The sequence below is a fragment of the Streptomyces sp. NPDC044044 genome (assembly GCF_056434405.1).
Genome location: NZ_JBWKFG010000002.1, coordinates 562,798 through 588,706, shown reverse-complemented (window position 1 = coordinate 588,706; position 25,909 = coordinate 562,798). Strand labels below are relative to the sequence as shown.

General features: G+C 71.0%; 21 protein-coding genes. 11 read left to right on the top strand and 10 right to left on the bottom strand.

Annotated elements, in window-relative coordinates; translation table 11 throughout:
* Positions 1-5 precede the first annotated feature (5 nt).
* The 7 genes from AC07AG_RS08575 to AC07AG_RS08545 all read right to left on the bottom strand — a co-directional run bounded on the left by AC07AG_RS08575 (position 6) and on the right by AC07AG_RS08545 (position 7,481).
* On the bottom strand, positions 6-1,025 hold the full coding sequence (locus AC07AG_RS08575) for an ABC transporter permease (protein ID WP_478753173.1): 1,020 nt from the start codon (positions 1,023-1,025) through the stop codon (positions 6-8).
* Positions 1,022-2,539 carry a sugar ABC transporter ATP-binding protein gene (locus AC07AG_RS08570; RefSeq protein WP_478753172.1) on the bottom strand — a complete coding sequence of 506 codons (1,518 nt, stop codon included), beginning with the start codon at positions 2,537-2,539 and terminating at the stop codon, positions 1,022-1,024. Before AC07AG_RS08570 ends, AC07AG_RS08575 begins: the two co-directional genes overlap by 4 nt.
* 175 nt (positions 2,540-2,714) lie before the next feature.
* On the bottom strand, positions 2,715-3,896 hold the full coding sequence (locus tag AC07AG_RS08565; RefSeq protein ID WP_249586653.1) for an ROK family transcriptional regulator: 1,182 nt from the start codon (positions 3,894-3,896) through the stop codon (positions 2,715-2,717).
* A gap of 277 nt (positions 3,897-4,173) precedes the next feature.
* A complete protein-coding gene (locus AC07AG_RS08560; RefSeq protein WP_478753170.1) occupies positions 4,174-4,854 on the bottom strand; it encodes a GntR family transcriptional regulator in 681 nt (226 codons plus the stop codon).
* A gap of 110 nt (positions 4,855-4,964) precedes the next feature.
* Positions 4,965-5,912 carry a beta-ketoacyl-ACP synthase III gene (locus AC07AG_RS08555; RefSeq protein ID WP_478753168.1) on the bottom strand — a complete coding sequence of 316 codons (948 nt, stop codon included), beginning with the start codon at positions 5,910-5,912 and terminating at the stop codon, positions 4,965-4,967.
* Between the two features lie 122 nt (positions 5,913-6,034).
* Positions 6,035-6,178, bottom strand: a complete 144-nt coding sequence (locus AC07AG_RS08550) for an MFS transporter small subunit (RefSeq protein WP_425575030.1) — start codon at positions 6,176-6,178, stop codon at positions 6,035-6,037.
* Positions 6,147-7,481 carry an OFA family MFS transporter gene (locus AC07AG_RS08545; protein ID WP_478753166.1) on the bottom strand — a complete coding sequence of 445 codons (1,335 nt, stop codon included), beginning with the start codon at positions 7,479-7,481 and terminating at the stop codon, positions 6,147-6,149. The genes AC07AG_RS08550 and AC07AG_RS08545 overlap by 32 nt, the downstream gene beginning before the upstream one ends.
* Before the next feature lie 217 nt (positions 7,482-7,698).
* On the opposite strand from AC07AG_RS08545, the gene AC07AG_RS08540 reads away from it, so the two are divergent.
* Genes AC07AG_RS08540 through fdhD form a run of 5 tightly spaced genes read left to right on the top strand, consistent with a single transcriptional unit; the run spans position 7,699 to position 14,338 of the window.
* Positions 7,699-8,676, top strand: coding sequence for a 2-dehydropantoate 2-reductase (locus AC07AG_RS08540; RefSeq protein ID WP_478753164.1), 978 nt, complete (start codon positions 7,699-7,701; stop codon positions 8,674-8,676).
* Between the two features lie 22 nt (positions 8,677-8,698).
* Positions 8,699-10,621 (top strand): molybdopterin oxidoreductase family protein, encoded by a 1,923-nt coding sequence (locus tag AC07AG_RS08535; RefSeq protein WP_478753162.1) that lies wholly within the window; start codon positions 8,699-8,701, stop codon positions 10,619-10,621.
* Between the two features lie 8 nt (positions 10,622-10,629).
* Positions 10,630-12,612 carry an NADH-ubiquinone oxidoreductase-F iron-sulfur binding region domain-containing protein gene (locus AC07AG_RS08530; protein ID WP_478753160.1) on the top strand — a complete coding sequence of 661 codons (1,983 nt, stop codon included), beginning with the start codon at positions 10,630-10,632 and terminating at the stop codon, positions 12,610-12,612.
* A complete protein-coding gene (locus tag AC07AG_RS08525) occupies positions 12,609-13,469 on the top strand; it encodes a 2Fe-2S iron-sulfur cluster-binding protein (protein WP_478753159.1) in 861 nt (286 codons plus the stop codon). The genes AC07AG_RS08530 and AC07AG_RS08525 overlap by 4 nt, the downstream gene beginning before the upstream one ends.
* A 5-nt stretch (positions 13,470-13,474) precedes the next feature.
* Positions 13,475-14,338 (top strand): formate dehydrogenase accessory sulfurtransferase FdhD, encoded by an 864-nt coding sequence (gene fdhD, locus AC07AG_RS08520; RefSeq protein ID WP_478753157.1) that lies wholly within the window; start codon positions 13,475-13,477, stop codon positions 14,336-14,338.
* Between the two features lie 85 nt (positions 14,339-14,423).
* Here fdhD and AC07AG_RS08515 read toward each other — a convergent pair whose 3' ends face one another.
* Entirely contained in the window at positions 14,424-14,867 is a 444-nt protein-coding gene (locus AC07AG_RS08515) for a MarR family winged helix-turn-helix transcriptional regulator (RefSeq protein WP_478753156.1), read from the bottom strand.
* 105 nt (positions 14,868-14,972) lie between these two features.
* On the opposite strand from AC07AG_RS08515, the gene AC07AG_RS08510 reads away from it, so the two are divergent.
* The 3 genes from AC07AG_RS08510 (at position 14,973) to AC07AG_RS08500 (ending at position 19,211) form a co-directional block, all read left to right on the top strand.
* The gene (locus AC07AG_RS08510) at positions 14,973-15,908 is read left to right on the top strand and encodes a quinone oxidoreductase family protein (RefSeq protein WP_478753154.1); all 936 of its coding nucleotides are present in this window, start codon (positions 14,973-14,975) and stop codon (positions 15,906-15,908) included.
* 134 nt (positions 15,909-16,042) lie between these two features.
* Positions 16,043-17,944 carry an exo-alpha-sialidase gene (locus tag AC07AG_RS08505; protein ID WP_478753152.1) on the top strand — a complete coding sequence of 634 codons (1,902 nt, stop codon included), beginning with the start codon at positions 16,043-16,045 and terminating at the stop codon, positions 17,942-17,944.
* Positions 17,945-17,954: 10 nt separating this feature from the next.
* Positions 17,955-19,211: a hypothetical protein gene (locus tag AC07AG_RS08500; protein WP_478753150.1), complete on the top strand. Its 1,257-nt coding sequence runs from the start codon at positions 17,955-17,957 to the stop codon at positions 19,209-19,211.
* Here the strand turns inward: AC07AG_RS08500 and AC07AG_RS08495 are convergent.
* On the bottom strand, positions 19,147-20,196 hold the full coding sequence (locus tag AC07AG_RS08495; protein ID WP_478753148.1) for a bile acid:sodium symporter family protein: 1,050 nt from the start codon (positions 20,194-20,196) through the stop codon (positions 19,147-19,149). The genes AC07AG_RS08500 and AC07AG_RS08495 overlap by 65 nt on opposite strands.
* A gap of 117 nt (positions 20,197-20,313) precedes the next feature.
* Here AC07AG_RS08495 and AC07AG_RS08490 point away from each other — a divergent pair, with 117 nt between their 5' ends.
* Complete coding sequence (locus tag AC07AG_RS08490; protein WP_478753146.1) at positions 20,314-21,189, top strand: LysR substrate-binding domain-containing protein; 876 nt, start codon at positions 20,314-20,316, stop codon at positions 21,187-21,189.
* Here the strand turns inward: AC07AG_RS08490 and AC07AG_RS08485 are convergent.
* Positions 21,177-22,187 carry an Lrp/AsnC family transcriptional regulator gene (locus AC07AG_RS08485; RefSeq protein ID WP_478753144.1) on the bottom strand — a complete coding sequence of 337 codons (1,011 nt, stop codon included), beginning with the start codon at positions 22,185-22,187 and terminating at the stop codon, positions 21,177-21,179. The two genes, AC07AG_RS08490 and AC07AG_RS08485, sit on opposite strands and share 13 nt — an antisense overlap.
* A 111-nt stretch (positions 22,188-22,298) precedes the next feature.
* Between AC07AG_RS08485 and AC07AG_RS08480 the strand changes: the two genes are divergently transcribed.
* Both AC07AG_RS08480 and AC07AG_RS08475 read left to right on the top strand, forming a co-directional pair.
* A complete protein-coding gene (locus tag AC07AG_RS08480; protein ID WP_478753142.1) occupies positions 22,299-23,792 on the top strand; it encodes an MFS transporter in 1,494 nt (497 codons plus the stop codon).
* Positions 23,793-23,996: 204 nt separating this feature from the next.
* Positions 23,997-25,820, top strand: coding sequence for an AMP-dependent synthetase/ligase (locus tag AC07AG_RS08475; protein ID WP_478753140.1), 1,824 nt, complete (start codon positions 23,997-23,999; stop codon positions 25,818-25,820).
* Positions 25,821-25,909 lie beyond the last annotated feature (89 nt).

Below are 25,909 nucleotides of genomic sequence, written 5' to 3'. Positions count from 1 at the left end.
TCGGGTCAGGTGTGGGAGGACGTACGTCGCTGGACGAGCACCGCGGCGACGATGATCGCCCCCTTGGCGATCTGCTGGACGGCGGTCTCCAGGTTGTTGAGCGCGAAGATGTTCTGGATCGTGATGAAGATCAGTACGCCGAGCACGGAGCCGATGATCGTGCCCCGGCCTCCGCTGAGCAGGGTGCCGCCGATGATCGCGGCGGCGATGGCGTCGAGCTCGTAGAGGTTGCCGTTGGTGTTCTGGCCCGACCCGGAGAGGATGATCAGCATGAAGGCCGCGATGCCGCAGCAGAGCCCGGAGAGCAGGTAGAGGTAGAGACGCTGCCTGCGTACGTCGATGCCTGCGAGCCGCGCCGCTTCGGCGTTGCCGCCGACGGAGACCGAGCGCCGTCCGAAGGTGGTGCGGTTCAGGAGCAGCCAGCCGACGACGGTGACGGCCGCGAAGACGAGCACGAGCGGCGGGATGCCGAGGATGTAGGAGTCGCGCTCGCCGAGCTTCAACACCCCGTCCACGGTGACCATTTGGGTCTTGCCGTCGGTGATCTCCAGCGCGAGGCCCCGGCCCGACGCGAGCATCGCGAGCGTCGCGATGAACGGCACCATCCCGCCGTACGCGATGAGCATTCCGTTGACGAGGCCGCAGGCCATGCCGACGATCACCGCGGTGAACAGGATGCCCGCGACGCCGTACTCCTGGGTGGCGACCGTCGTCGCCCACACGGAGGCGAGCGCGACGATCGCACCGACCGACAGGTCGATGCCGCCGGAGATGATCACGAAGGTCATGCCGACCGTGACGACGCCGATGACGGACGCCTGGGTCAGGATCAGCTGGACGTTGTCGGTGTCGAGGAACGAGTCGGGCTGGGTGATGCCGCCGATCAGGACCAGGACGGCGAGCACACCGAGCAGGGACAGCGTCCGCAGGTCGGCATGTGCGGTGAGCGTCCGCAACGGGCTTGCGCCGTCCGCGGGGCCACTCTTCGATGTGGCGGGCCGTGGCGGCGATGCGGGCTGCGTCATGACGCCGGGCTCCCTTCGAGTACGAGGTCGAGTACGCGGTGTTCGTCGAGGTCACGGGCGGGCGCCGTATGGACGACGCGCCCCTCGCGCAGGACCAGGACACGGTCGGCGAGGCCGAGGACTTCGGGCACTTCACTGGAGACCAGCAGGACGGCGAGGCCGTCGTCGGCGAGGCGGCGGATCACGGCGTACAGCTCGGCGCGGGCGCCGACGTCCACGCCGCGGGTCGGCTCGTCGAGCAGCAGGACGCGGCAGCCGCGGAGCAGCCAGCGGGCCAGGACGGCCTTCTGCTGGTTGCCGCCGGAGAGCGTGCGCACGGGCGCCGAGGGGTTGTCGGGGCGCAGGGAGAGCTCGCGGGTCGCGGTCTGCGCGGCCTTCCTCGCGGCGCCCCGGTCGAGCCAACCGCCGCGCGAGAAGCGGGACATGGAGGAGACCGAGACGTTGTTCGTGACGGACTCCAGCATCAGCAGGGCCTGCGCCTTGCGCTCCTCGGGGGCCAGACCGACCCCCGCGCGAACGGCGGCTCGCACGCTGCCGGGCTTCAGCACCTGCCCGCCGAGGGTGACGTGGCCGGTGGTCGCCTTGCGTGCTCCATAGATGGTCTCCAGGATCTCGGAGCGCCCGGAGCCGACGAGTCCGGCGAGGCCGACGATCTCGCCGGGGCGCAGTTCGAGGTCGAGGGGTTCGAACTCGCCGGCGCGGGAGAGGCCGGCGACCTTCAACACCGGTTCCGCGACGGGTGGTTCGGCGGGCCGGTCCGGGAAGACGTACTCGACGTTGCGGCCCGTCATCATGGCGACGACCTCGCGGGTCGGGGTCTCCTTCGCGGGGAGTCCGCCCGCGACCGCCCGGCCGTCCTTGAGGACGGTGACGCGGTCGCCGATGCGGCGGATCTCTTCGAGGCGGTGGGAGATGTAGACGACGGCGACGCCGTCCGCCGTGAGATCGCCGACGATGCGGAAGAGGTTGTCGACCTCGTCCGGGTCGAGGGCGGCCGACGGCTCGTCCATGACGATGAGGCGCACTTCGTGGGAGAGCGCGCGGGCCATCGACACGATCTGCTGCTGGGCGGCGGAGAGTTCACCGACGAGTGTTCCCGGGTCGATCTCGGCGTGCCCAAGTCGCTTGAGCAGAGCGGCGGTTGAGGCCTTCGCCTCCCGGCTCCTCACGACGAACCCGGCCGCGGTCGGCTCATGCCCGAGGTGGACGTTCTCGGCGACGGACAGGTGCTCCACCAGGTCGAGCTCCTGGTAGATGGTGGCGATGCCCAGGCGCATGGCGGCGATGGGCGACTTGAGCGTGGCGCGCTCGCCGCGCCAGGCGATCTCGCCGCCGTCGGGCTGGTGCGCCCCGGCGAGGACCTTGATGAGCGTGGACTTCCCGGCGCCGTTCTGGCCGAGGAGGCAGTGCACTTCGCCGGCCTGGACCTGGAGGTCGACGCCGTCGAGAGCCCGGACGCCGGGGAACGACTTGGTGATGCCGGACATGGTGAGCAGGGGTGGTTCTGGTGCCATGGCAGGTTCCCCTAGGCGGGTGCGGCCGGTTACAGGGCAGGGCGGGGTAGGGAGGTGGCCCCTTCGTGGGGGCGGAGCCTGTTTCGGAGCAGGGCGAGGCAGCGCGCTGTACTGGGTGAGGTGTGGTGCCGGGCGTCGTACGGGTCGTACAGGTGGTACGGGTGGTGCGTACGGATCAGGCCGGTGAGAACAGGTGGTCGCTGATGAGCCGGGCGCCGCCGATGACTCCGGCGGTCGGCCCCAACTCGCCCAGGACGATGGGGAGGTTGCCCGTCGCCAGGGGCAGCGACTGGCGGTAGACCTGGGTACGGATGGCGGCGAGCAGTGTATGGCCGAGGCCTGTCACACCGCCGCCGATCACCACGAGGCCCGGGTTGAAGAAGCTGACGAGGCCCGCGATGACCTGTCCCGTGCGGTTGCCGCCCGCGCGGATGAGGTCGAGTGCGGTGGCGTCACCGGCGGCGGCTGCCGCGGAGACGTCGACGGCGCTGAGCTTCCCGGCGGCTTCCAGGCGGGTCGCGAGCTCCTGGGAGAGCCCCTGGCCGACGGCGTCCTCCGCGTCGCGGGCCAGTGCCGCGCCGCTGAAGTACGCCTCAAGGCAGCCCTTGTTGCCGCAGGCGCAGGGCCGCCCGTCCGGTTCGACCTGGATGTGGCCGATGTCGCCCGCGCTGCCGGTCACCCCTCGGTAGACCTCACCGCCGACGACGATCCCGCAGCCGATGCCCGTACCGATCTTGACGCAGAGGAAGTCGCCCACGGAGCGTGCGACGCCCGCGTGCTGCTCCCCCATCGCCATCAGGTTCACGTCGTTGTCGACCATGACGGGGCAGCCCAGGTCCTGGCTGATGGCCTCCCGTACGGGGAAGCCGTCCCAGCCCGGCATGATCGGCGGGGCGACCGGGACACCTTCGGGGAAGCGGACGGGCCCCGGGACGCCGATCCCGGCGCCGTCGAACCCTTCCGCGAGTCCGGAGGCCTTCAACTTGGCCGCCATGGCGAGGACTTGCTCGAAGACCGCGACGGGACCTTCGCGCACGTCCATGGGCTGGTTGATGTGACCGAGGACCTCCAGCTCGGCATTGGTCACCGCTACGTCGACCGAGGTCGCGCCGATGTCCACGCCGAGGAAGCGGAGGGCGGGAGCCAGGCGGATGTTGTGGGAGCGGCGGCCGCCGCGCGAGGCGGCGAGTCCGTCGGCGACCACGAGTCCGGTCTCCAGGAGCCGGTCCACCTCGACGGCCAGCTTCGACCGCGAGAGGTCGACCTGATCGCCCAGCTGGGCACGGGAGTTGGGCCCTCCGTCCCGCAGCAGCCGCAGCAGTCGCGCCTGGTGCGCATTGGCGGGTCGAGCCGTCATACGTCTCACGCGCCCCTCCCCGCCTCAGTGGGCAACTCATGTCGTCCAACTCGGTCCGCCGCGGCGGATTTTCGCCGTCGCGTCGGGCTTTCGAGGGGAACGTAGCAGCGCCTGCCGGGAGTGGGAAGAAGTTGCGCACGAATTACCCATGACTTTCTCCAGTCACAGGACAAAGAGGCGGACAGACGTGTCCCACGCATGACCTCAGAGGTGGTCGAACCGCCCACGCGCAGACCACGCGGGGCGCGGGCGGCCCTCGACCGGAGGGGCTGACGCGTCAGACGTCGCGCTCGCGACGGTGGTACGTCTCGCGCGTGTGCTCCGTGTGTGCGCGCATGATCTCCGTCGCCCCGCGCTCGTCGCGCTCGGCGATCGCCGCGATCAGCCTGCGGTGCTCGATCCAGGACTGCTTGCCGCGCTGGCGGGCCACGGGCGTGTAGTACCAGCGCACGCGGCGGTCCACCTGCCCGGCGAGCTCGGCGAGGACGACATTGCCCGCGAGCTCCATCACCTTGGCGTGGAAGGCCGCGTTCGTGGCCACCACCAGGTCCACCTCGCCGTCCGCGACGGCCTTCTCGCCCTTGGCGCACAGCTCTTCGAGGGCGGTGATCCCGGCGGTGCCCGTGTTGGCCGCGGCGAGCCGGGCGGCCTCCGCCTCCAGGAGCGTACGGACCGTGAGCAGCTGGTCCGCCTCCTCCTCGGTGGGCTCGTGCACGAACGCGCCCTGTGCGGGTCGCAGATCGACCCAGCCCTCGGTGTTGAGCCGCTGGAGCGCCTCGCGCACCGGCTGTCGCGACACCCCCAGATGCCCGGCCAGTTCGCTCTCCACCAGGTGCTGGCCCGGCTGGAGCGCGCGGGTCGTGATGAGTTCGAGCAGTGCCTCGTAGACCCGCTCCCGGAGCGGACCGGGGCGTTCCAGCTTGGGCACCGCCCCCTGCGGCAGTCCTGTGGACAACATCGCGGTCCCCTCCTCGACGATTGCCTTTTGTCTACAGTCTACTGAGCACAATGACCAGCACCAGGGGGAGTTGACCCGGTCACACAGCTCGACAGCGGCGATCCGGCGCGCTAGGGGCAGTGGATGACCTGGCCCGCGTACGACAGGTTCCCGCCGAAGCCGAAGAGCAGCACCGGATCGCCGTGCACGATCTCGCCGCGCTCCACCAGCTTGGACAGGGCGAGCGGGATGCTGCCCGCCGAGGTGTTGCCCGAGTTCACGACGTCGCGCGCGACGACCGCGTTGACCGCGCCGATCCGCTCGGCGAGCGGCTCGATGATGCGCAGGTTGGCCTGGTGCAGGACGACCGCCGCCAGATCGGCCGGCGTGAGACCGACCTTCTCGCAGGCCTTGCGGGCGAGCGGCGGCAGCTGCGTCGTCGCCCAGCGGTAGACGCTCTGGCCCTCCTGCGCGAACCGCGGGGGCGTGCCCTCGATGCGGACGGCGTTGCCCATCTCGGGCACCGAGCCCCAGAGCACGGGGCCGATGCCGGGCTCCTCGCCGGGAGCGCACGCCTCGACGACGGCAGCGCCCGCGCCGTCCCCGACCAGGACGCACGTGGTGCGGTCCGTCCAGTCGGCCACCTCGGACATCTTGTCCGCGCCGATCACGAGCGCACGCGTGGCGGCTCCGGCCCGCACGGCGTGGTCGGCGGTGGCGAGCGCGTGCGTGAAGCCCGCGCAGACCACGTTCACGTCCATGGCGGCCGGGGAGGGGATGCCGAGCCGCGCCGCCACCCGTGCCGCCATGTTCGGCGAGCGGTCGATCGCGGTGGAGGTGGCGACCAGGACCAGGTCGATGGCGTCGGGCGCGAGGCCCGCGGCGGCGACCGCCTTGGCCCCGGCGTGCGCGGCCAGCTCGTCGACCGGCTCCTCGGGTCCCGCGATGTGGCGGGTGCGGATGCCCACGCGGGAGCGGATCCACTCGTCGCTGGTGTCGACCATGCCCGCCAGATCCTCGTTGGTGAGGATCTTGGCGGGCTGGTAGTGGCCGACGGCGGCGATGCGTGAGCCGTGCATGAACGGGTCCCCCTTGTTGCCGGAGATGCGGGACCGTCCAGTCTGGTCAGCGACTCACCAGTAACAGGACACGTAAAGCGACAGGAATCGGGCGTGGGCTTTGGACACTTCTCATCATCGGGTCACCCGGTGAAGAGCTGAGTGGCCTTGTGTACGAGTTCATACAGCCCATATGCGAGCGGAAGCCCCACCCAGAGCCATGCGCCGACGATCAGGGCGCGGCGGCGCGGCGGGCTACTTGGCGGCGTGCTGGTCGGTGCCGTCATGGGCGGCCTCCCTCGGGGCGGGGATGTGGTGGCGGGCATGGACGGGCCGGACGAACTCGTTCGCCACGAAGCCGACGACAAGGAGCCCGATCATGATCGTGAGGGAGAGGCCGTAGAGCCCCGCCCCGTGCTTGCCCGCCTCTTCCTGGCGGTCGGCGACCCAGTTCACGATCAGCGGCCCGAGGACGCCCGCCGTGGACCAGGCGGTGAGGAGCCGGCCGTGGATGGCTCCGACCTGGTAGGTGCCGAAGAGATCCTTCAGGTACGCGGGGATGGTCGCGAAGCCGCCTCCGTAGAAGGAGAGGATCACCAGGGCGCAGACGATGAAGAGCGGTTTCGAGCTGTCCCCGAACAGGACGATCAGCAGATACATCAGGGCGCCGACGCCCAGGTAGACGCGGTAGACGTTCTTGCGGCCGATCAGGTCGGACGTCGACGACCAGCCGATGCGTCCGGCCATGTTCGCGGCGGAGAGCAGGGCCACGAAGCCCGCGGCCGCGGCGGCCGAGACCGGCGTCGAGGTGTCCGAGAAGAAGTCGGTGATCATCGGCGCGGCCTTCTCCAGGATGCCGATGCCCGCGGTCACGTTCATGCAGAGCACGAGCCACAGGCACCAGAACTGGGGCGTGCGCACGGCGGCCCGCGCGGACACCTGTGGCCCGTCGAGGACACCGGGAGCACCGGGCGCCCGCGCCCCTTCCGTACGCGGCACCCGCACGAGGAGCACGCCGAGCGACATGAAGGCGGCGTACGTGAGGCCGTGCACGAGGAAAGCGAGCGCGATGCCGTCGGAGTCCGCGCCGAAGGATTCCAGCATCTGCGCCGACCACGGCGACGCGATGAGCGCGCCGCCGCCGAATCCCATGATCGCGATGCCGGTCGCCATGCCGGGCCGGTCGGGGAACCACTTGATCAGTGTCGACACGGGCGAGATGTAGCCGATGCCGAGGCCGATGCCACCGACGAATCCGTAGCCGAAGACGATCAGCCAGTACTGGCTGATCGCGGCGCCGAGTGCGGCGATCAGGAAGCCGGACGAGAAGCAGACGAGCGCGACCGTCATCGCCCAGCGCGGTCCGTTGCGCTCCACGAGCGTGCCGCCGAAGGCCGCCGAGAGGCCCAGCATCACGATGCCGAGCTGGAAGGGGAGCGCGCTCTGCGTGCCGCTGAGGTGGAGCGCTGATTCCAGCGGGGGCTTGAAGACGCTCCAGGCGTAGGCCTGGCCGATGGAGAGGTGGACGGACAGGGCGGCGGGCGGTACGAGCCAGCGGCTCCATCCCGGAGGTGCGACGGGGGGCCTCATGATCCCGAACAGTAGGAAGGCAGGAGGGGAGTTGGGAAGAGGCGGACGCGATTCCGTCGACGGTATGCAATCTGCCGCGCGACCCCTTGCTGGGCCAACTTCCATACTGTAGACAATATTCCATCGACAGTCATGGCATGCGATGTCGTCCGTCACGGGCATGCGATGTCGATCCTGAGCCTTCTTCGGATCCCTCAACCGAACGGAGCGCGCCACCGTGAAAGTCGCAGTCCTCGGCGCCGGTGCGATCGGCGCCTACGTCGGAGCCGCGCTGCACCGCGCGGGTGCCGACGTCCATCTCGTAGCCCGTGGACCGCACTTGGCGGCCATGAGGCAGCACGGAGTACGTGTCCTCAGCCCGCGCGGCGACTTCACCGCGCGGGCCCACGCCACCGACGACCCGGCCGACATCGGCCCCGTCGACTTCGTCTTCCTGGGCCTGAAGGCCAACTCGTACGCGGCGTGCGGGCCGCTGATCGAGCCGCTCCTGCACGAGCGGACGGCGGTGGTCGCCGCCCAGAACGGCATCCCCTGGTGGTACTTCCACCGGCACGGCGGCCCGCACGACGGCCACCGCGTCACGAGCGTGGACCCCGAAGGCGCGGTCAGTGCGGTGATCGCGCCCTCGCGGGCCATCGGATGCGTCGTCTACGCGGCAACCGAGCTGGAGGGGCCGGGAGTCGTCCGGCACCTGGAAGGCACCCGGTTCTCCATCGGGGAGCCGGACCGCTCGCGCTCCGAGCGCTGTCTCGCCTTCAGCGAGACGATGCAGGCGGGCGGCCTGAAGTGCCCGGTCGAGCCGGAACTGCGCGGCGACATCTGGATCAAGCTGCTCGGCAACATCTCCTTCAACCCGATCAGCGCGCTCGCCCGCGCCACGATGCGCGAGATGTGCCTGCACGGCGGCACACGCCGCGTTATCGAGATCATGATGAACGAGACGCTCGCCGTCGCCGCGGCCCTCGGCTGCCGCCCCGACATCTCCGTCGAGCGGCGCCTCGCGGGCGCCGAGCGGGTGGGTGACCACCGCACCTCCACACTCCAGGACCTGGAGCGCGGCAAACCGCTGGAACTCGACGTGCTGCTCGCGGCCGTCGTGGAGCTCGCGGAGATCACCGGGGTCCCGGTGCCGACGCTCCGTACCGTCCACGCCATCTCGGATCTGCTGGCCGACCGCATGAGGAGCGCGGCATGAGCGAGAACGAAAGGAGCGCGGCATGAGCAAGAAACGGGACCGGGTGCCCAAGACGTACGCCCGGCTCACCCACCCCCTCGTACGCGACTCGCGCGACGAGCCGCTGCGCCGGGCCACCTGGGAGGAAGCCCTGACCCGGACGGCGGCGGGCCTGCAGGCCGCACGCGGCGCGTTCGGGATGTTCTCCTGCGCCCGCGCGACCAACGAAATGAACTACGTGGCACAGAAGTTCGCCCGCGTGGTGATGGGCACGAACAACGTCGACTCCTGCAACCGCACCTGCCACGCACCGAGCGTGGCGGGCCTCTCCGCCGCCTTCGGTTCGGGCGGCGGCACCTCGTCCTACGAGGAGGTGGAGCACACCGACCTGATCGTGATGTGGGGCTCCAACGCCCGCTTCGCGCACCCGATCTTCTTCCAGCACGTCCTGAAGGGGATCAGGAACGGCGCCCGCATGTACGCCGTCGACCCGCGCCGCACCAAGACCGCCGAGTGGGCGGAGAGCTGGCTCGGCCTGAACGTCGGCACGGACATCCCGATGGCGCACGCGATCGGCCGCGAGATCATCCACGCGGGCCTGGCCAACCGGGCGTTCATCGAGCGCGCCACGTCCGGCTTCGACGACTACGCGGCCCTGGTCGAGCCGTGGACGCTCTCGCTCGCCGAGAAGGTGACGGGCGTACCGGCCGCCGCCATAAGGGAGTTGGCGCACGTCTACGCACGCGCCGAGCGGGCGCAGCTGTGCTGGACGCTCGGCATCACCGAGCACCACAACGGCACGGACAACGTCCGCGCGCTGATCAACCTCTCGCTCCTGACCGGGCACGTGGGGCGCTACGGCTCGGGCCTGCAGCCGCTGCGCGGCCAGAACAACGTGCAGGGCGGCGGCGACATGGGCGCGATCCCCAACCGCCTGCCCGGCTTCCAGGACATCCTCGACCCGCAGTCGCGACTGAAGTTCGAGACGGCCTGGGACACGGTCATCGAGCCGCGCTACGGACTGAACCTGACGGAGATGTTCGAGGCGATGGAGGAGGGCGAACTCAAGGCCGTCTACTGCATCGGCGAGAACCCCGCGCAGTCGGAGGCGGACAGCGAGCAGGCGATGCGCCGGATGCGGGCCCTGGACTTCTTCGTCGTCCAGGACATCTTCCTCACGAAGACCGCGGAGCTGGCCGATGTGGTGCTCCCGGCGACCGCCGCCTGGGCGGAGACCGACGGCACGACGACCAACAGCGAGCGGCGCGTGCAGCGGGTGCGCAAGGCGCTGCGGCCGCCCGGTGAGGCGCGCGAGGACATCGACATCCTCTGCGATCTGGCCGAACGGATGGGCCACGACTGGAAGTACGCGGACGCGCAGGCCGTCTGGGACGAGTTGCGGTCGGTGTCGCCTGACCACTTCGGCATGACGTACGACCGCCTCGAGTCCCTGCAGGGCATCCAGTGGCCCTGTCCTTCGGAGGACCGGGTCGAACCGACGTACCTGCACGGCAGGTTGTGGGACGCGGACCCCGAGCGGCGCGGCACGCTCGCGCCCTTCGGGCTCGTCGCGCACGACCCGCCGGTCGACCTCACGGACGACTCCTATCCGATCCGGCTGACGACGGGGCGGCGGCTCGACTCCTACAACACCGGGGTGCAGAGCGGGAGTTTCGCCTCGCCGCTGCGGCGCGGTGAGTACGTCGAGCTGTGTCCGGAGGACGCCGAGCGGTACGGGGTCGTGGTCGGCGAGCAGGTCCGGGTGTCGTCGCGGCGCGGCGCGGTGACGGCGCCCGTGTGGGTGGACCCAGGGCTCCGCCCCGGTCTCGCCTTCATGACGATGCACTTTCCCGACGAGGTCGACACCAACCAGCTCACGATCGAGGCCAACTGCCCGATCGCGGGCACGGCGGAGTTCAAGGCATCGGCGATACGAATCGACAAGCTGACCATGTCGGCGACGTGAGGTGACGTATGGATCTGCACTTCGGTGACAGCAAGCCGACGGACGAGGAGCGGGCGGCCGTCGACGCGGTGCTCGGGCCGCCGGAGTCCGCCTGGGAGGGGGCCGACGACCGCAGCGACGCGGATCTGCGATGGGCCAGGGGAGGCCGTGCGGCTCGGGAGCGGCGGGATGAGCTGTTGCCGGGGTTGCACGCGCTCAACGACCGCGTGGGGTGGGTGAGCGAAGGGGGCCTCGACTACCTCTGCCGGCGGCTGATGGTGCCGCCGGCGGAGGGGTACGGGGTGGCCACGTTCTACTCGATGTTCTCGGTGCGTCCGCGGCCCGCGACGGTGGTTCGGGTGTGTACGGATCTGGCGTGTGGGGGTGGGGCCGAGCTGTGCGGGGCCGTGGGGGCACGGTTGGGTCCGGAGTCGGGGGTTGCTGTCGAGGCCAGTCCCTGCCTGGGTCTCTGCGAGCGGGCTCCGGCTGCGCTGGTGGTGCGGGCCGGTGCGCCTGCGGCGCTTCTTTCCCCAACCCCGCCCCTTCCCGAAAACCCGCTGACGCGGGGGCCTGAGGTGACCGCTGATCGCCTGAACGGCTCGTCCTCAAACGCCGGACGGGCTGATTCTCAGCCCGTCCGGCGTTTGAGGAGCGGGGGCGGGGTCGGGGAAAACACCTACGTCACCGCGACCCTCGCCCCCGCCACACCCGACACCCTCACCCAGGCCGCCCTCTCCCCCGAATCCGCCCCCGCAGAGCCTCCCGCGGCCCTAGCCGTCCCCCAAGCAGGACAGAACGGCCTCCTGCTCCTCAGCAGGATCGGCAAGGTGGACCCCTCCTCCCTGGACGACTACCGCGCCCACGGCGGCTACACCGCCCTGCGCACCGCCTTCGACATCGGCCCCGCCGCCGTCATCCGCGAAGTCACCGACTCCGGCCTCGTCGGCCGGGGCGGCGCCGCCTTCCCCACGGGAAGGAAGTGGCAGGCCACCGCCTCGCAGCCCGATCACCCCCACTACCTCGTCTGCAACGCCGACGAATCCGAGCCCGGCACCTTCAAGGACCGGGTGATCATGGAGGGCGACCCGTACTCGCTCATCGAGGCGATGACCATCGCCGGGTACGCGACCGGCGCCCACCTCGGCTACCTCTATCTCCGCGGCGAGTACCCCCGCGCCCTGGAGCGGCTGAACCACGCCATCACCCAGGCACGCGCGCGCGGGCTGCTCGGGGACGACGTCCTGGGGCAGGGGTACGCCTTCGACATCGAGATCCGGCGCGGCGCGGGCGCCTACATCTGCGGTGAGGAGACCGCCCTCTTCAACTCCATCGAGGGGTATCGAGGAGAGCCGCGCTCCAAGCCGCCCTTCCCCGTCGAGAAGGGGCTCTTCGGCAGACCCACCGCCGAGAACAACGTCGAGACCCTCGTCAATGTGCTGCCCGTCCTCACCATGGGCGCGGAGGCGTACGCCGCCATCGGCACCGCCAGATCCACCGGGCCCAAGCTCTTCTGCGTCTCCGGAAGCGTCGAGCGCCCCGGCATCTACGAACTCCCCTTCGGCGCCACCCTCGGCGAGCTCCTCGCCCTCTCCGGGAAGCCGGACAACCTCCGCGCGGTCCTCCTGGGCGGCGCGGCCGGAGGCTTCGTACGGCCCGACGAGCTGGACATCCCGCTCACCTTCGAGGGGACGCGGGAGGCGGGAACCACGCTCGGTTCGGGCGTCGTGCTCGCCCTGGACGACACCGTGCCGCTCCCCCGCGTCCTGCTGCGCATCGCCGAGTTCTTCCGCGACGAGTCCTGCGGGCAGTGCGTGCCCTGCCGGGTCGGCACCGTCCGGCAGGAGGAGGCCCTGCACCGCATCGTCGAGCGGACGGGGGCGGATGCCGCCGCGGACATCGGCCTGCTGCGCGAGGTGGGGCGGACCATGCGGGACGCCTCCATCTGCGGGCTCGGCCAGACCGCGTGGAACGCCGTGGAATCCGCCATCGACCGCCTGGGGGCGTACAAGTGACCGCCGTACCGCTGGGAATCCCGCGCCGTCTCGTCGAGTTCACGCTGGACGGGCAGGACGCCAGAGTGCCCGAAGGGTCGACCATCCTGGACGCCTGCCGGGCCGCGGGCAAAGACGTACCGACCCTCTGCGAGGGCGACACGCTCACCCCGAAGAACGCCTGCCGGGTGTGTGTCGTCGAGGTCGAGGGCGCCCGTACCCTCGCCCCTGCCTGCTCGCGCAGGGCCGAGCCGGGCATGACCGTCCTCACCGACACCGAGCGCACCCGGCACAGCCGGAAGGTGGTGCTCGAACTGCTCGCCTCGTCCGTCGACATGTCGACCACGCCGAAGGTCGCGGGCTGGCTCAAGGAGTACGACGCCAAGCCCGACCGCTTCGGCCCGGACGCCGCCCGCATGAACGAGGAGCCCAGGGTCGACAACGACCTCTATGTACGCGACTACGACAAGTGCATCCTCTGCTACAAGTGCGTCGACGCCTGCGGTGACCAGTGGCAGAACACGTTCGCCATCTCCGTGGTGGGCCGCGGCTTCGACGCCCGGATCGCCGTCGAGCACGATGGGCCGCTGACCGACTCGGCATGCGTGTACTGCGGGAACTGCATCGAGGTCTGCCCGACCGGGGCCCTCAGCTTCAAGTCCGAGTTCGACATGCGGGCCGCGGGGACCTGGGACGAGGAGCGGCAGACCGAGACGACGACGGTATGCGCGTACTGCGGAGTCGGCTGCAATCTGACCCTGCACGTGCAGGACAATGACATCGTGAAGGTCACCTCACCGCACGACAATCCGGTGACCCACGGCAACCTCTGCATCAAGGGCCGTTTCGGCTACCAGCACGTACAGAACCGGGACTGATCGACATGGGACGAGTCACGGAGCGCCGCCGCGTCATCCGCATCAGGGACGGGGCCGTCACCGAGCGGCCGGACACCCTGGTCGCGGAGGAACCGCTGGAGATCCGGCTCAACGGCAAGCCGCTGGCGATCACCATGCGCACTCCGGGTGACGACTTCGCGCTCGCCGCGGGCTTCCTCGTGAGCGAGGGGGTGCTCGGCTCGGCGGACGAGCTGCAGTCCATCGTCTACTGCGCCGGGGCGACGGCGGACGGATCGAACACGTACAACGTGGTCGACGTGAAGACCGCCCCTGGGCTCGTCCTGCCCGACATCACCCTCGAACGCAACGTCTACACCACCTCGTCCTGCGGCCTGTGCGGCAAGGCGAGCCTGGACGCCGTCCGTACGACGGCCCGCTGGGCGATCGACGACACGGACGGCGGCAGCACTCCCCCGGTCCGGCTCGGGACCGAGCTGCTCGCGTGCCTCCCCGACCGGCTGCGTGCGGCGCAGCGGGTCTTCGACCGGACCGGGGGCCTGCACGGGGCGGCGCTCTTCTCGGAGGACGGCGAACTCCTCGACATACGGGAGGACGTGGGCCGGCACAACGCGGTCGACAAGCTCGTCGGGCGTGCCCTGCAGGACGGCCGTCTGCCGCTGTCGCGTGCCGTCCTCCTCGTGTCGGGACGCGCCTCCTTCGAGCTGGCGCAGAAGGCGGTGATGGCGGGCATTCCGGTGCTCGCGGCCGTCTCCGCGCCGTCGTCCCTCGCCGTCGACCTGGCCGCCGAGACGGGCCTGACGCTGGTCGGCTTCCTGCGCGGCTCCTCCATGAACGTGTACGCGGGCGAGCACCGGATCGCCGTGCGGGCCGCGGCCTCCCAGGGCTGACCGGCCGCTCCCCGCTGCACGGCGGCGGGACCCCGGCCGGCGGGGAGCGCCCCCTGCGCCGGCGGGGTCCCACCCGCCGCTCGCGCTATGCCTCGGTGCCCGAGATCCGGGTGAGCAGGGCCAGGAACTGCCGCCGCTCGGCGGCCGAAAGAGGCGCGAGGAGTTCGTCGTTGGCGCGCGACGCCACCTCGGCGCAGCGGTCGAGGGTCCGTTCGCCGTCCTTGGTGATCGTGATCGCGTTCTTGCGGCGGTCGGTGGGATCGGGCGCGCGCAGGACGAGTCCGGCGTCCTGGAGATCATTGATGACGCCGACCAGGTCCTTGGGATCGAGCGAGATGCTGCGGCCGAGCGCCGCCTGCGCGACGGGTCCCTGGTCGGCGACGGCGGACAGCACCACGTGGTGCCACATCTTCATGTCCTCGCCCGCGAGGGCCTCGGCGACGAGGCCACGGCCGCGGGCAGCCGCGCGTCCGAGGAGCCAGCTGGGGAGGGTGCGAATGCCGCTGGGGGCGGGCGGGGTCGTGGGCATGGGGTGAGCCTATCCGAGAATCGTTGGACTTCCCCATGAAAGTGCGCGTACCGTTGGGACTCCCAACGGTTGGACCGTCAACGGTCCTCTCTGCCTGGAGTACGTATGCGTCGCGTTCGGTACGAACACAGCGGTGGCCCCGAGGTCCTCTTCACCGAGGACGCCCCCGTCCCCGCGCCCGGCCCCGGCGAGCTCCTCGTGCGCGTCGAGGCGGCGGGGGTCACGCTCCCCGTCGTACGCAAGGTCCGCGAGCCCCGTGAACCGATCGCGCTCGGCGGGGAGATCGCCGGCGAGGTGGTGTCCTTCGGCGACGGCGTGAGCGGGTTCGCGCCGGGCGACCGCGTCACGGGACTCTGCTTCGGGCACGGCTACGCCGATTTCGCGCTCCTGCACGCCACGACGGCCTCGCCCGTCCCGGACGGGGCGAGCGCCGTCGACGCGGTCGCCCTCGTCCGCGGCGGACTCGTCGCGTACGGCGCGCTCGATGCCGCCCGCCCCGCGAAGGGCGAGGCGGCGTTGGTCACGGCGGCGGCGAGCGGCGTCGGCCATCTCGCGCTGCAGCTGGCCAAGTCGAGGGGTGCGTCGCGGGTCGTGGGGGCCGTGTCGGGAAGCGGGGCCGGTTCCGGCAAGGCGGACTTCCTGCGCTCGCTCGGTGCCGACGAGGTCGTCACGTACGACGAGGAGACGTGGGGCGCGCCCGTCGACTACGCCCTCGACGCGGTCGGCGGCGAGCTGCTCACACCCGCCGTGCGGGCTCTGGCGCCGCACGGGCGGCTCGTCGCGTACAGCTCGGGCGGCGGCACCGTCCAGGCGTACGACCTGCTCGTGGGCGCCAAGTCCGTCATCGGTTTCCAGATGGCGCTCATCGCGCGCGGGAGGCCCGAGGTGTACGAGACGTGGCGGCGTGAGCTGTGGCGGCTCTTCGCGGCGGGCGCGCTGCGCCCCGCCGTGCACGCGGAGTTCGCACTGGAGGACGCGGCGAAGGCGCACGCGGTGATCGAGGCGCGGAGCAACCTCGGGAAAGTCGTACTGATTCCCTGAGCCTGACCAGGCCGCACCCATTCGTGCCACGCACGCTTCTTGTGGGGTGTCGAGCCGCCCAAGTAGCGTCTGAGGCGCGAACGTTGGACGTGGGATGTCAGGATGTCCAGTCACCTTGAAGGGTGGGCCGCGCCATGCCATCAGCTCTCCGTTTACGCCTCAGATCCCTCCGCACCGCCACGGCCGCACTGACCGTCGTCGCCGTCGGGGCGCTGCTCCCCGGGCCCACGGCCGCCCAGGCGGCGCCGGACGCCCGCGCGCAGGGGTTCGAGCAGCAGGTGCTCTTCAAGGCCTCGCAGGATCCCGGGTACGCCTGCTACCGCATCCCCGCCGTGGTGAAGACGGTCAAGGGCACGCTCCTCGCCTTCGCCGAGGGACGCGTGAACGACTGCAGCGACGCGGGCGACATAGACATCGTGGTCAAGCGCTCGCACGACGGCGGGCGCACCTGGAGTCCGCTCCAGGTCGTCAACGAAGGCGCGGGCGACACGCACGGCAACCCCGCCCCGATCGTGGACCGCAGGACCGGCCGCATCCTCCTCGCGGAGACGTACAACACGGGCCGCACGGACGGCGGGAACTGCGCCGTCCCCTGCGACCGCACCCCGCACCTGCAGTACAGCGACGACGACGGCCGCAGCTGGTCGGCGCCGCGCGACCTGAGCGACCAGATCCTGCCGGACGACTGGAACTCCTGGTACGCGACAGGGCCCGTGCACGGCCTCCAGCTGACCCGCGGCAAGCACGCGGGGCGGCTCGTCTTCACCGTCAACACCGAGACCTGGAACGGCAGTCGGGTCACCGCGAACCACGCCGCGCTGATCGTCAGCGACGACGGCGGCGACAACTGGAGGATCGGCGCCAAGGACTCGTACCCGATAGCGGACGACGGCACGTTCCGGCAGAAGCCGTCGGAGATGACCATCACGGAGCGCCCGGACGGCGCCCTCTACGTCAGCGGGCGGGAGCAGGACGGCACCGACCTGGGGCATCGCACGCACACGGTCAGCCGCGACGGCGGCGACAGCTTCGTCGCGCCGTTCAAGGCCATCCCCGATCTCTATACGCCCCAGGTCCAGGGATCCACGCTGCAGTTCGGCAAGCGGATGCTGCTCGCCTGCCCCGGTGACCCCGACAGGCGCCGCACGATGCAGATCCGCTCCTCCTACGACGGCGGGCGCACCTGGGACAGCGTGGACCGCGGCACGACGGTGACCACGGACTGGTCCGGCTACTCGGACATGGTGCGGGCCGACGGCGCGCACGTGGGCCTGATGTACGAGGGCGGGGCCGTCGACGCCCGCGACGAGATCCGCTTCGCGCGCTTCACCGAGGACTGGCTGCAGCCGCGCCGCGGCCCGGACCCGACGACCGGCGACCGTGCGCCGCGCGCCAAGGCGGCGGCCGTGCTCGGCGGGGCCTCCGCGACCGAGGGACGGTTCGGCAGGGCCATGGCCTTCGACGGCACGGACGACGCCGTACGCCTGCCCTATCGCAGTCAACTCCCCCTAGGGACAAAGGACTTCACGGCGTCTCTCTGGTTCCGCTACTCCGCGACCAGCGGTGAACAGCCACTCCTGTGGATGGGCGGCATCGGCACCAACCAGCCGCAGGTGTGGCTGCGCGGCGAGCCCGCGAGCAACCGCGTCACGGGCCTGATCACCACCCGCGAGGGCTCCACCGCCCCGAGGTCCGCGTCCGTGCGCACCACCGGCGCCTACAACGACGGCCAGTGGCACCACATCGCGCTGCGCAGGGGCAAGGGACAGCTCACCCTCTCCGTCGACGGCACCCGGATCACCACCGCCGACGTCCCGGGCACCGTCACCCGCACCTCGGGCTACGGCTTCCACGTCGGCCAACGGGTCGACAGCCGCGCCCATTTCACGGGTTCGATCGACGAAGTACGCGTCTACGACCGCGCGTTGAGCGACGCCGAGCTGACCGAGCTCGGGCAGGACGGCGGATCCAAGGCCCCTGTGACGCGGGACACCGTCGCATGGCTCCCCATGGACCACATCCGCGCGAGCAACTAACGTCCCGCACGTGCCCGCCGACCAAGGTCCACGCGGGGGACGGAGCGCGCGCAGGACCTGGATCGTCCTGCTGCTCGCCCTGGCCTGCGCGGCCGTGCTGCTCACCGCCCTCCCGGACGACCGGGAGGGCGGCGACGCATGCGAGGCGCGCACCGTCTCGTCCTGGGCCGCCGACGACAAGGTCACCGGCGCGTTCGCCCGCTACGGCGACGACACGGCGCGGGCCGACGACTGGACCGGCGGGGACGGCACGCATTCGGTGCGCCTCCCGGACGGGCGGCTGCTGTGGCTGTTCTCCGACACCTTCCTCGGCCAGGTGCACGCGCCGCCCAACCCCGTGGGCCAGCCCCACACCTGGCGGGACGCGACCGCGCCCATGGTCCGCAACTCCGGGGTGGTGATGTCGCGTTCGGGCACCCTGCAGCGCACCCTGCCCGCCCCGCTCTTCCCCGACCCGGCGGCCCAGCAGTGGCGCTGGCCGGTCGCGGCGAAGGTGGAGCCGCGCTCCCCCGGCTCGTCCGACGACGTCGTACGCGTCCTGCTGTGGTCCCGCGCCACCGGGACGGGCCCCTGGATCTACGGCGTCCCCAACGCCACCGAGGTCGCCACGCTCTCCCTGCCCGACCTGCGCGTCGAGAACATCGTCAAGGTCTCCGACCAGAGCGGCGTGCCGGACCCCGAGAAGCGTGTCCTGTACGGCACGACGACGGTCGACGACGGCGACTGGACGTACGTCTTCGGCGGCAACGACGCGCAGGCCGCCGCCCGCCCCGCCTCGCACGCCTACGTGGCGCGCGTCCCCAAGGGCAGGCTCGCCGAGCCGGGCGCGTGGCGGTACTGGGACGGCGAGGACTGGACGGAGTCCGGCAAGCCACGGGCCGTCCTAGGGGACGGTGAACGCAAGGGTGTGGGCAGCGCGTTCACGGTGGTGCGCGTGAAGGGGACGTACGTCCTGTTCACGATGGCCGCGGGTACCGAGGGCCTGACCACCGTGACCTCCTACTGGGCGTGCTCGCCCACCGGCCCCTGGCACGGCCCCGCCAAGGGCTTCGCGCCGCCGCTGCCGAAGGACGGCTCGGCCGAGCAGGACATGGCCGCGTACAACCCCCAGGCCCATCCGGCGCTCAGCGGGAACGGACGGCTGCTGCTCAGCTACGACGTCAACTGGCTGGACGCGGCGCCCGCGAGCGCGCAGGCCAACGTCAGCCGGAACGTGTCCCTGTACCGACCGCGGTTCGTGTCTCTTCGGATCGCGACGGCTCGCTGAGGAACTCCTCGGCGTCCTTGGGGTCCCGCGAGCGCCGCTTGGCGATCACCGCGCAGACCATCAGCTGCATCTGGTGGAAGAGCATCAGCGGGAGGACGGCGAGCGAGGCCTGGGCCCCGAACAGGACGCTCGCCATGGGCAGTCCGGCCGCGAGGGACTTCTTCGACCCGGCGAACTGGATGGCGATGCGGTCCCCGCGGTCGAAGCCCATCTTCTTGGCCCCGTACCAGGTGAGGGCGAGCATCACGGCGAGCAGCACCGCCTCCACGCCGAGCAGCGCGCCGAGGCGCAGCGGGGTCACCTGGTGCCAGATGCCCTGCACCATGCCCTCGCTGAACGCGGTGTAGACGACGAGCAGGATCGAGCCGCGGTCGACGAAGCCGAGCACCTTCTTGTTCCGGGCGATGAAGCCGCCGATCCAGCGGCGCAGGAACTGTCCGGCCAGGAACGGCACGAGGAGCTGCAGCACGATCTTCATGACCGAGTCCGCGGAGAAGCCGCCCCCGCTGTTGCCGAGCAGGGCGGCCGCCAGGAGCGGCGTCAGGACGATGCCGGCGAGCGAGGAGAAGGAGCCCGCGCAGATCGCCGCGGGGACGTTGCCGCGCGCCATGGAGGTGAAGGCGATCGACGACTGGATCGTGGAGGGCACGAGCGTCAGGAAGAGGAACCCGCTGTAGAGGGCGGGCGTCAGGACGTACGGAACGAGTCCCCTGGCCGCGAGGCCGAGCAGCGGGAAGGCGATGAACGTACAGGCGAGGACGGTGAGATGGAGCCGCCAGTGCTTGAGCCCGTCGAGGGCCTCGCGGGTGGAGAGCCGCGCCCCGTAGAGGAAGAAGAGGAACGCGACGGCCCCGGTGGACGCCCCGCCCGCGATGTCGGCGCCGACGCCGCGGGCGGGCAGCAGCGCGGCGACGCCCACGGTGCCGAGCAACGCCAGGATGTAGGGGTCGATCGGCATCCAGGTGGGCCAGCTCGGGCGTTTCACTTCGCTCCATCGGTTTCGGTTCACATCGTGCCCTCTTGATGATCCTCCTGATCACCGCAATCGGGAATCCCGGATACCGCTCTGACTGTCATCACGTTCCGCGATAACGTTGTGACCATGTACGACCCCGCACAGCTGCGCACATTCCTCGCGGTGGCCCAGACGTTGAGCTTCACACAGGCCGCCCGGCGCCTGGGTCTGCGCCAGTCCACGGTGAGCCAGCACGTGCGCCGCCTGGAGGACGCCACCGGACGCCAGCTCTTCGCGCGCGACACGCACTCGGTGGAGCTGACGGAGAACGGCGAGGCGATGCTCGGCTTCGCGCGGCGGATCCTGGAGGTGCACGAGCAGGCTTCGGCGTTCTTCACCGGGACGCGGCTCGGCGGGCGGCTGCGGTTCGGGGCGTCGGAGGACTTCGTCCTGACCCGGCTCACCGACATCCTCGAGTCGTTCCGGCACGACCACCCGGACGTCGACCTGGAGCTGACGGTCGAGCTCTCGGGCACGCTGCACGAGAGCCTGGACGCGGGCAAGCTCGATCTCGTCCTGGCCAAGCGGCGCCCCGAGGACCCGCGCGGCGAGCTGGTCTGGCACGACGAGCTGGTCTGGATCGGCGCCGAGCGGCTGCGGCTCGACCCCGATGAGCCGGTGCCGCTGGTCGTGTTCCCGCCGCCGGGCATCAGCCGTGCGCTGGCCCTCGAGGCCCTGGAGCGGCACGGCCGTGCCTGGCGGATCGCCTGCACGAGCGGCAGTCTGAACGGCCTGGTCGCCGCCGCCCGCGCGGGCCTCGGCGTGATGGCTCACTCCCACGGCCTGATCCCGCCGGGCCTGGTCCGCGTCCCGGAGCGGGCGGGCCTCCCGGAGCTCGGCGCGGTCGACTTCGTGCTCCTGCACGGCGAGCGGCGGGCCTCGGCGCAGGGCGCGGCGGACGCGCTCGCCGCCTCGATCCTGGCGGGCGGCGACCGGCTGCACCGCCGGCGTCAGCGGGGATAGGGCCGGTACGTGAGCTGCTTGACGCGGCGCATGAACGGCGCGGTCTCGACGTGCTGGACGCCGTCGAGCTGCCCCAGTTTTCCGCTGAGGTAGGCGTAGAGCGCCGGGATGTCGCGGGTCACGGCCGTCGCCATGAGGTTGGAGGGTCCCGCCACGGCCGTGGCGTGGGCGATCTCGGCATGCGACGCGAGCGCGTTGCCCACCGACTCCATGGCCCAGGGAGCGGTGGTGATCCACAGCATCGCGCCGACGTGCAGGTCGATGAGGGCGTTGGCGTACTCGATGTCGATGTAGATCGCCCCGGAGGCGAGCAGCGCGCCGAGGCGGCGCTTGACGGCCGACTCCGAGCGCCCGGTGGCCTGCTGGAGCTCCGGGTAGGTCGCGCGGCCGTCCTGTTCGAGCGCGGCGACGAGCGGCTCGTCCTCCGGCTCGATCCGCTGGGGCACGTCGGTGCGGACGGCGGACGCGGGCCGTGCGGGGCGCAGGGCCGCGATCTGCTCGTCGTCGAGCGGCCCGTGCTTCATCAGCCAGCCGTCCGGGCCTCCGAAGAAGCGGTGCAGCATCTGCTGGGCGCGGATGTCGACGATGTGCGGGGTGCGCGGGAGCTTGGCGAGCAGCAGCTCGTCCTGGTCGGTGCGGGTGCGGGGCCGGGTGCAGCAGACGACCTCGGTGCCGCCGGACGTGAGGCCGATCCACGAGGTGTCGGGGCGACGCGCGAGCGCGGTGGCGATGGCGTCGGCACCCTCGGGGGCGCAGCGAAGGCGCAGCATCCACTGGTCCTGGCCGAGCTTCTCGTGGTCCCGGACGGCGACGATCCGCAGGCTGCCGTCGGCGACCAGCCTGCGGTAGCGGCGGGCGACGGTCTGGTCGGAGACGCCCAGGACAGCGGCGATCTTGCTGAAGGGCGCACGGCCGTCGATCTCCAGGGCCTGGAGGAGTCTGACGTCGAGCGAGTCCTGCATAGCCGTGTTGGTGGATTCCGTTGCCGTGCTGCCCATTGCTGTCGGATTCCTTCGATCTTTCGTGGCTGGTGACTTGGATCGTCCGGGGGGACTCCATCGTACGAGGCACGCACACGCGTCGTACGAGTTGCACAAGGAGAAATGAAGATGCGTACATGGGGGCCGCTCACAGCGGTATGCCTGGGGACGTTCATGCTGCTGCTGGACGTGACCATCGTGGTCGTGGCACTGCCCGACATGGCGACGGCGCTGAACGCCTCGCTGAGCGATCTGCAATGGGTGATCGACGGCTACGCGCTCGCGCTGGCCGCGCTGCTGCTCGGGGTCGGGGCCGCGGCGGACGTGCTCGGGCGGCGGCGGCTGAACGTGGTGGGCACCGCGCTCTTCGCGCTCGCCTCGCTGGGCTGCGGGCTCGCCACGAACGCGGAGGTCCTGGTGGCCGCCCGCGCCCTGCAGGGGCTCGGTGCCGCCGCGATGTTCGCGACGACGCTGCCGCTGCTCGGCGCCGCCTACCAGGGGCGGGACCGGTCGGTGGCGCTCGGCGTCTGGGGCGCGGTCAGCGGTGCCGCGGCGGCGATGGGACCGATCGTCGGCGGGCTGCTCACCGAGGGGCCCGGCTGGCGTTGGATCTTCTTCGTGAACCTGCCGGTGAGCGTCGCGTCGATGTGGCTGACGCTGCGCGTGGTGCCGGAGTCGAAGGGCCAGGCGGGCCGGCGGGTCGACTGGGCGGGCACGGTGACGTTCGCGCTCTTCGCGGGCGCGCTGACCTACGGAGTGGTGCGGGCGGGTTCGGAGGGCTGGACGTCGGCGCCCACCGTCGTGACCCTCGCGGTCGCGGTGCTCTCGCTCGCCGCCTTCGTGGCCGTCGAACGCCGCGTCGCGCACCCGCTCCTCGACCTGAAGCTCCTGCGCATGCCCGCCTTCACGGGCGTACTGGTCGGCGCGATCGGCTACAACGCGGCCGCGTTCGGCCTGATGCCCTACCTCTCGATCTGGCTGCAGACCGTGCTCGGCATGAGCCCGGTCTCCGGCAGCCTCGTCATGCTGCCGCTCGCCGCGACCTCGTTCGTCGTGGCCGCGATCGGCGGACGGCTGCTGCACGGGGTGCCCGCACGGCTGACCATCGGCGTGGGTCTGCTGCTGATCGGTGGCGGCGGGATCGCCCTCGCCGTGCTCGACGCCGGGTCGTCCTGGGGTGCGCTCGTCCCCGGGCTCACACTCGCGGGCATCGGCACAGGGCTGGTCTCGCCGGCCCTGGGCGGCGCGGCCCTCGCGGCGGTGCCGCCGGCGAACGCGGGGATGGCGGGCGGCGCGGTCAACACGTTCCGGCAGCTCGGGTACGCGCTCGGGGTCGCCGTCCTCGGCACCGTCCTGACCTCGCGCATGCAGGACACGCTCGGCCATGACGCGGCTCACACCGTCGCGGGCGGCGGCGCGGCGGCCATGCGTGGCACGCTTTCCGATCATGGTGTGCGGACGGCGTTCGCCTCCGGCCTGAACGCGGCGGCGGCCGTCGCGGGCGTGGTGGGTCTGGTGGCGGGAGTGGCGGTTCTCGCCATGGTCCGGTCTGCCCGCACGGCACCGGAGGCGAAGATTCCGGCACCCGCCGAACGCGTCCTCGAAGGACAGTCACAGCCGTAACCGCTGCGTACAGATTCGGTGGAGATTACGCCACCGAAACTTACTCAACCGTAAGTATTCTGTCCCACCCCTCCCCTTGTGGCCGGATTTAACCGGCTGACCAGCGTGGATGGTACGTACCGAGGGGTCGGTCACCCCTCTCCCGCCGGGCACTGCGGTGGGGTACCGTCACCGGCGCTGTGCGGAGCGCCACAAGGAGCATCATTGCGCGAGTTCACGAACCCTCCGATGGCGTCGGCGCCGCTGGTGGGCGGCCTTGCCGACGTCGTGTTCGACCATGCCCTTGAGGATCCGCTCCACATCGCCCTCGGCCGCAAGGCCGACGGCGAGTGGCGCGACGTCACGTCGGCGGAGTTCCGCGACCAGGTGATGTCGCTCGCCAAGGGGCTGCTCGCGCAGGGCGTCCGCTTCGGCGACCGCGTCGCCATCATGTGCCGCACGCGCTACGAGTGGACGCTCTTCGACTACGCGCTGTGGACGGTCGGCGCCCAGGTGGTGCCCATCTACCCCACGTCGTCGGCCGAGCAGGTCTTCTGGATGCTGCACGACGCGCAGGTGTCGGCCGCCATGGTCGAGCACGAGGACCACGCGATGACCATCGGCTCGGTGATCGACCGGCTGCCACAGCTGCGCAGGCTGTGGCAGCTGGACGCCGACGCCGTGGACGAGCTGAACCGCGCGGGCCAGGACGTCGACGACGAGGTGGTCAACCGCCACCGCCGCGCCGTCACCCCGGACTCGATCGCCACGATCATCTACACCTCGGGCACCACAGGACGCCCCAAGGGCTGTCTGATCTCCCACGCCAACTTCATGTTCGAGGCGGAGACGGTCATCCAGCGCTGGGAGCCGGTGTTCCACTCCCGGCGCGGCGACGAGGCGACGACGCTGCTCTTCCTGCCCCTCGCGCACGTCTTCGGGCGGATGGTGCAGGTCGCCGCGATCCGCGGCGGCGTCAAACTGGGTCACCAGCCGAGCCTGAACGCGGCGGCGCTCATCCCGGACCTCGCGGCGTTCCGGCCGTCCTTCATCCTGGCCGTGCCGTACATCTTCGAGAAGGTCTTCAACGCCGCGCGGCGCAAGGCCGAGAAGGACGGCAAGACCGGGCCCTTCGACAAGGCCGTGGAGTGCGCCGTGCGGTACGCGGACGCGATGGAGGCCAAGGCCTTCGGTACGGGACCTGGGCCCTCTGCGGCCCTGCGCATGCAGCACTCGCTCTTCGAGAAGCTCGTCTACGCCAAGGTGCGGGACGCGATGGGCGGCCGTGTCCGGCACGCGATGTCCGGCGGCTCCGGGATGGACCGGCGCCTCGGCCTGTTCTTCGCGGGCGCGGGCGTCGAGATCTACGAGGGGTACGGCCTGACCGAGTCGACCGCGGCCGCCACCGCCAACCCTCCCGAGCGCACCCGTTACGGCACGGTCGGCCAGCCCATCCCCGGCACCACCGTGTACATCGCGGACGACGGCGAGGTGTGGCTGAACGGCGCGAACGTCTTCCAGGGCTACCTCAACGACCCCAAGGCCACCGACGCGACCCTGCACGACGGCTGGCTCGGCACCGGCGACCTGGGGGCGCTCGACGAGGACGGCTACCTCACGATCACCGGGCGCAAGAAGGAGATCCTGGTGACGTCCGGCGGCAAGAGCGTCTCGCCGGGGCAGCTGGAGGAGCGGGTGCGCGACCATCCGCTGGTCGCGCAGTGCATCGTCGTGGGCAACGACCGGCCCTACATCGCCGCGCTCGTCACGCTGGACGGCGAGGCCGTCGAGCACTGGCTGAACATGCGCCGCAAGCCTCCGATGTCCCCCACCGACCTGGTGCGCGACCCGGATCTGGAGACCGAGGTGCGGCGGGCCGTGGTGGCCGCCAACACCCTTGTCTCGCAGGCCGAGTCGATCCGTACGTTCCGGATACTGGCTCACCAGTTCTCCGAGGAGCACGGGTTGCTGACCCCTTCGCTGAAACTCAAGCGCAAGGCGATCGAGACGGCCTACTCGGCCGAGGTGGAGGCCCTTTACCGGGCGTAACGGACCTCCCAGGTTCTCCGACAGCCTTTCTGACGGTCCATCAATTATCGATGCGTCAGTTCTTGACGGTTCATCAGGTCCCGCACAGA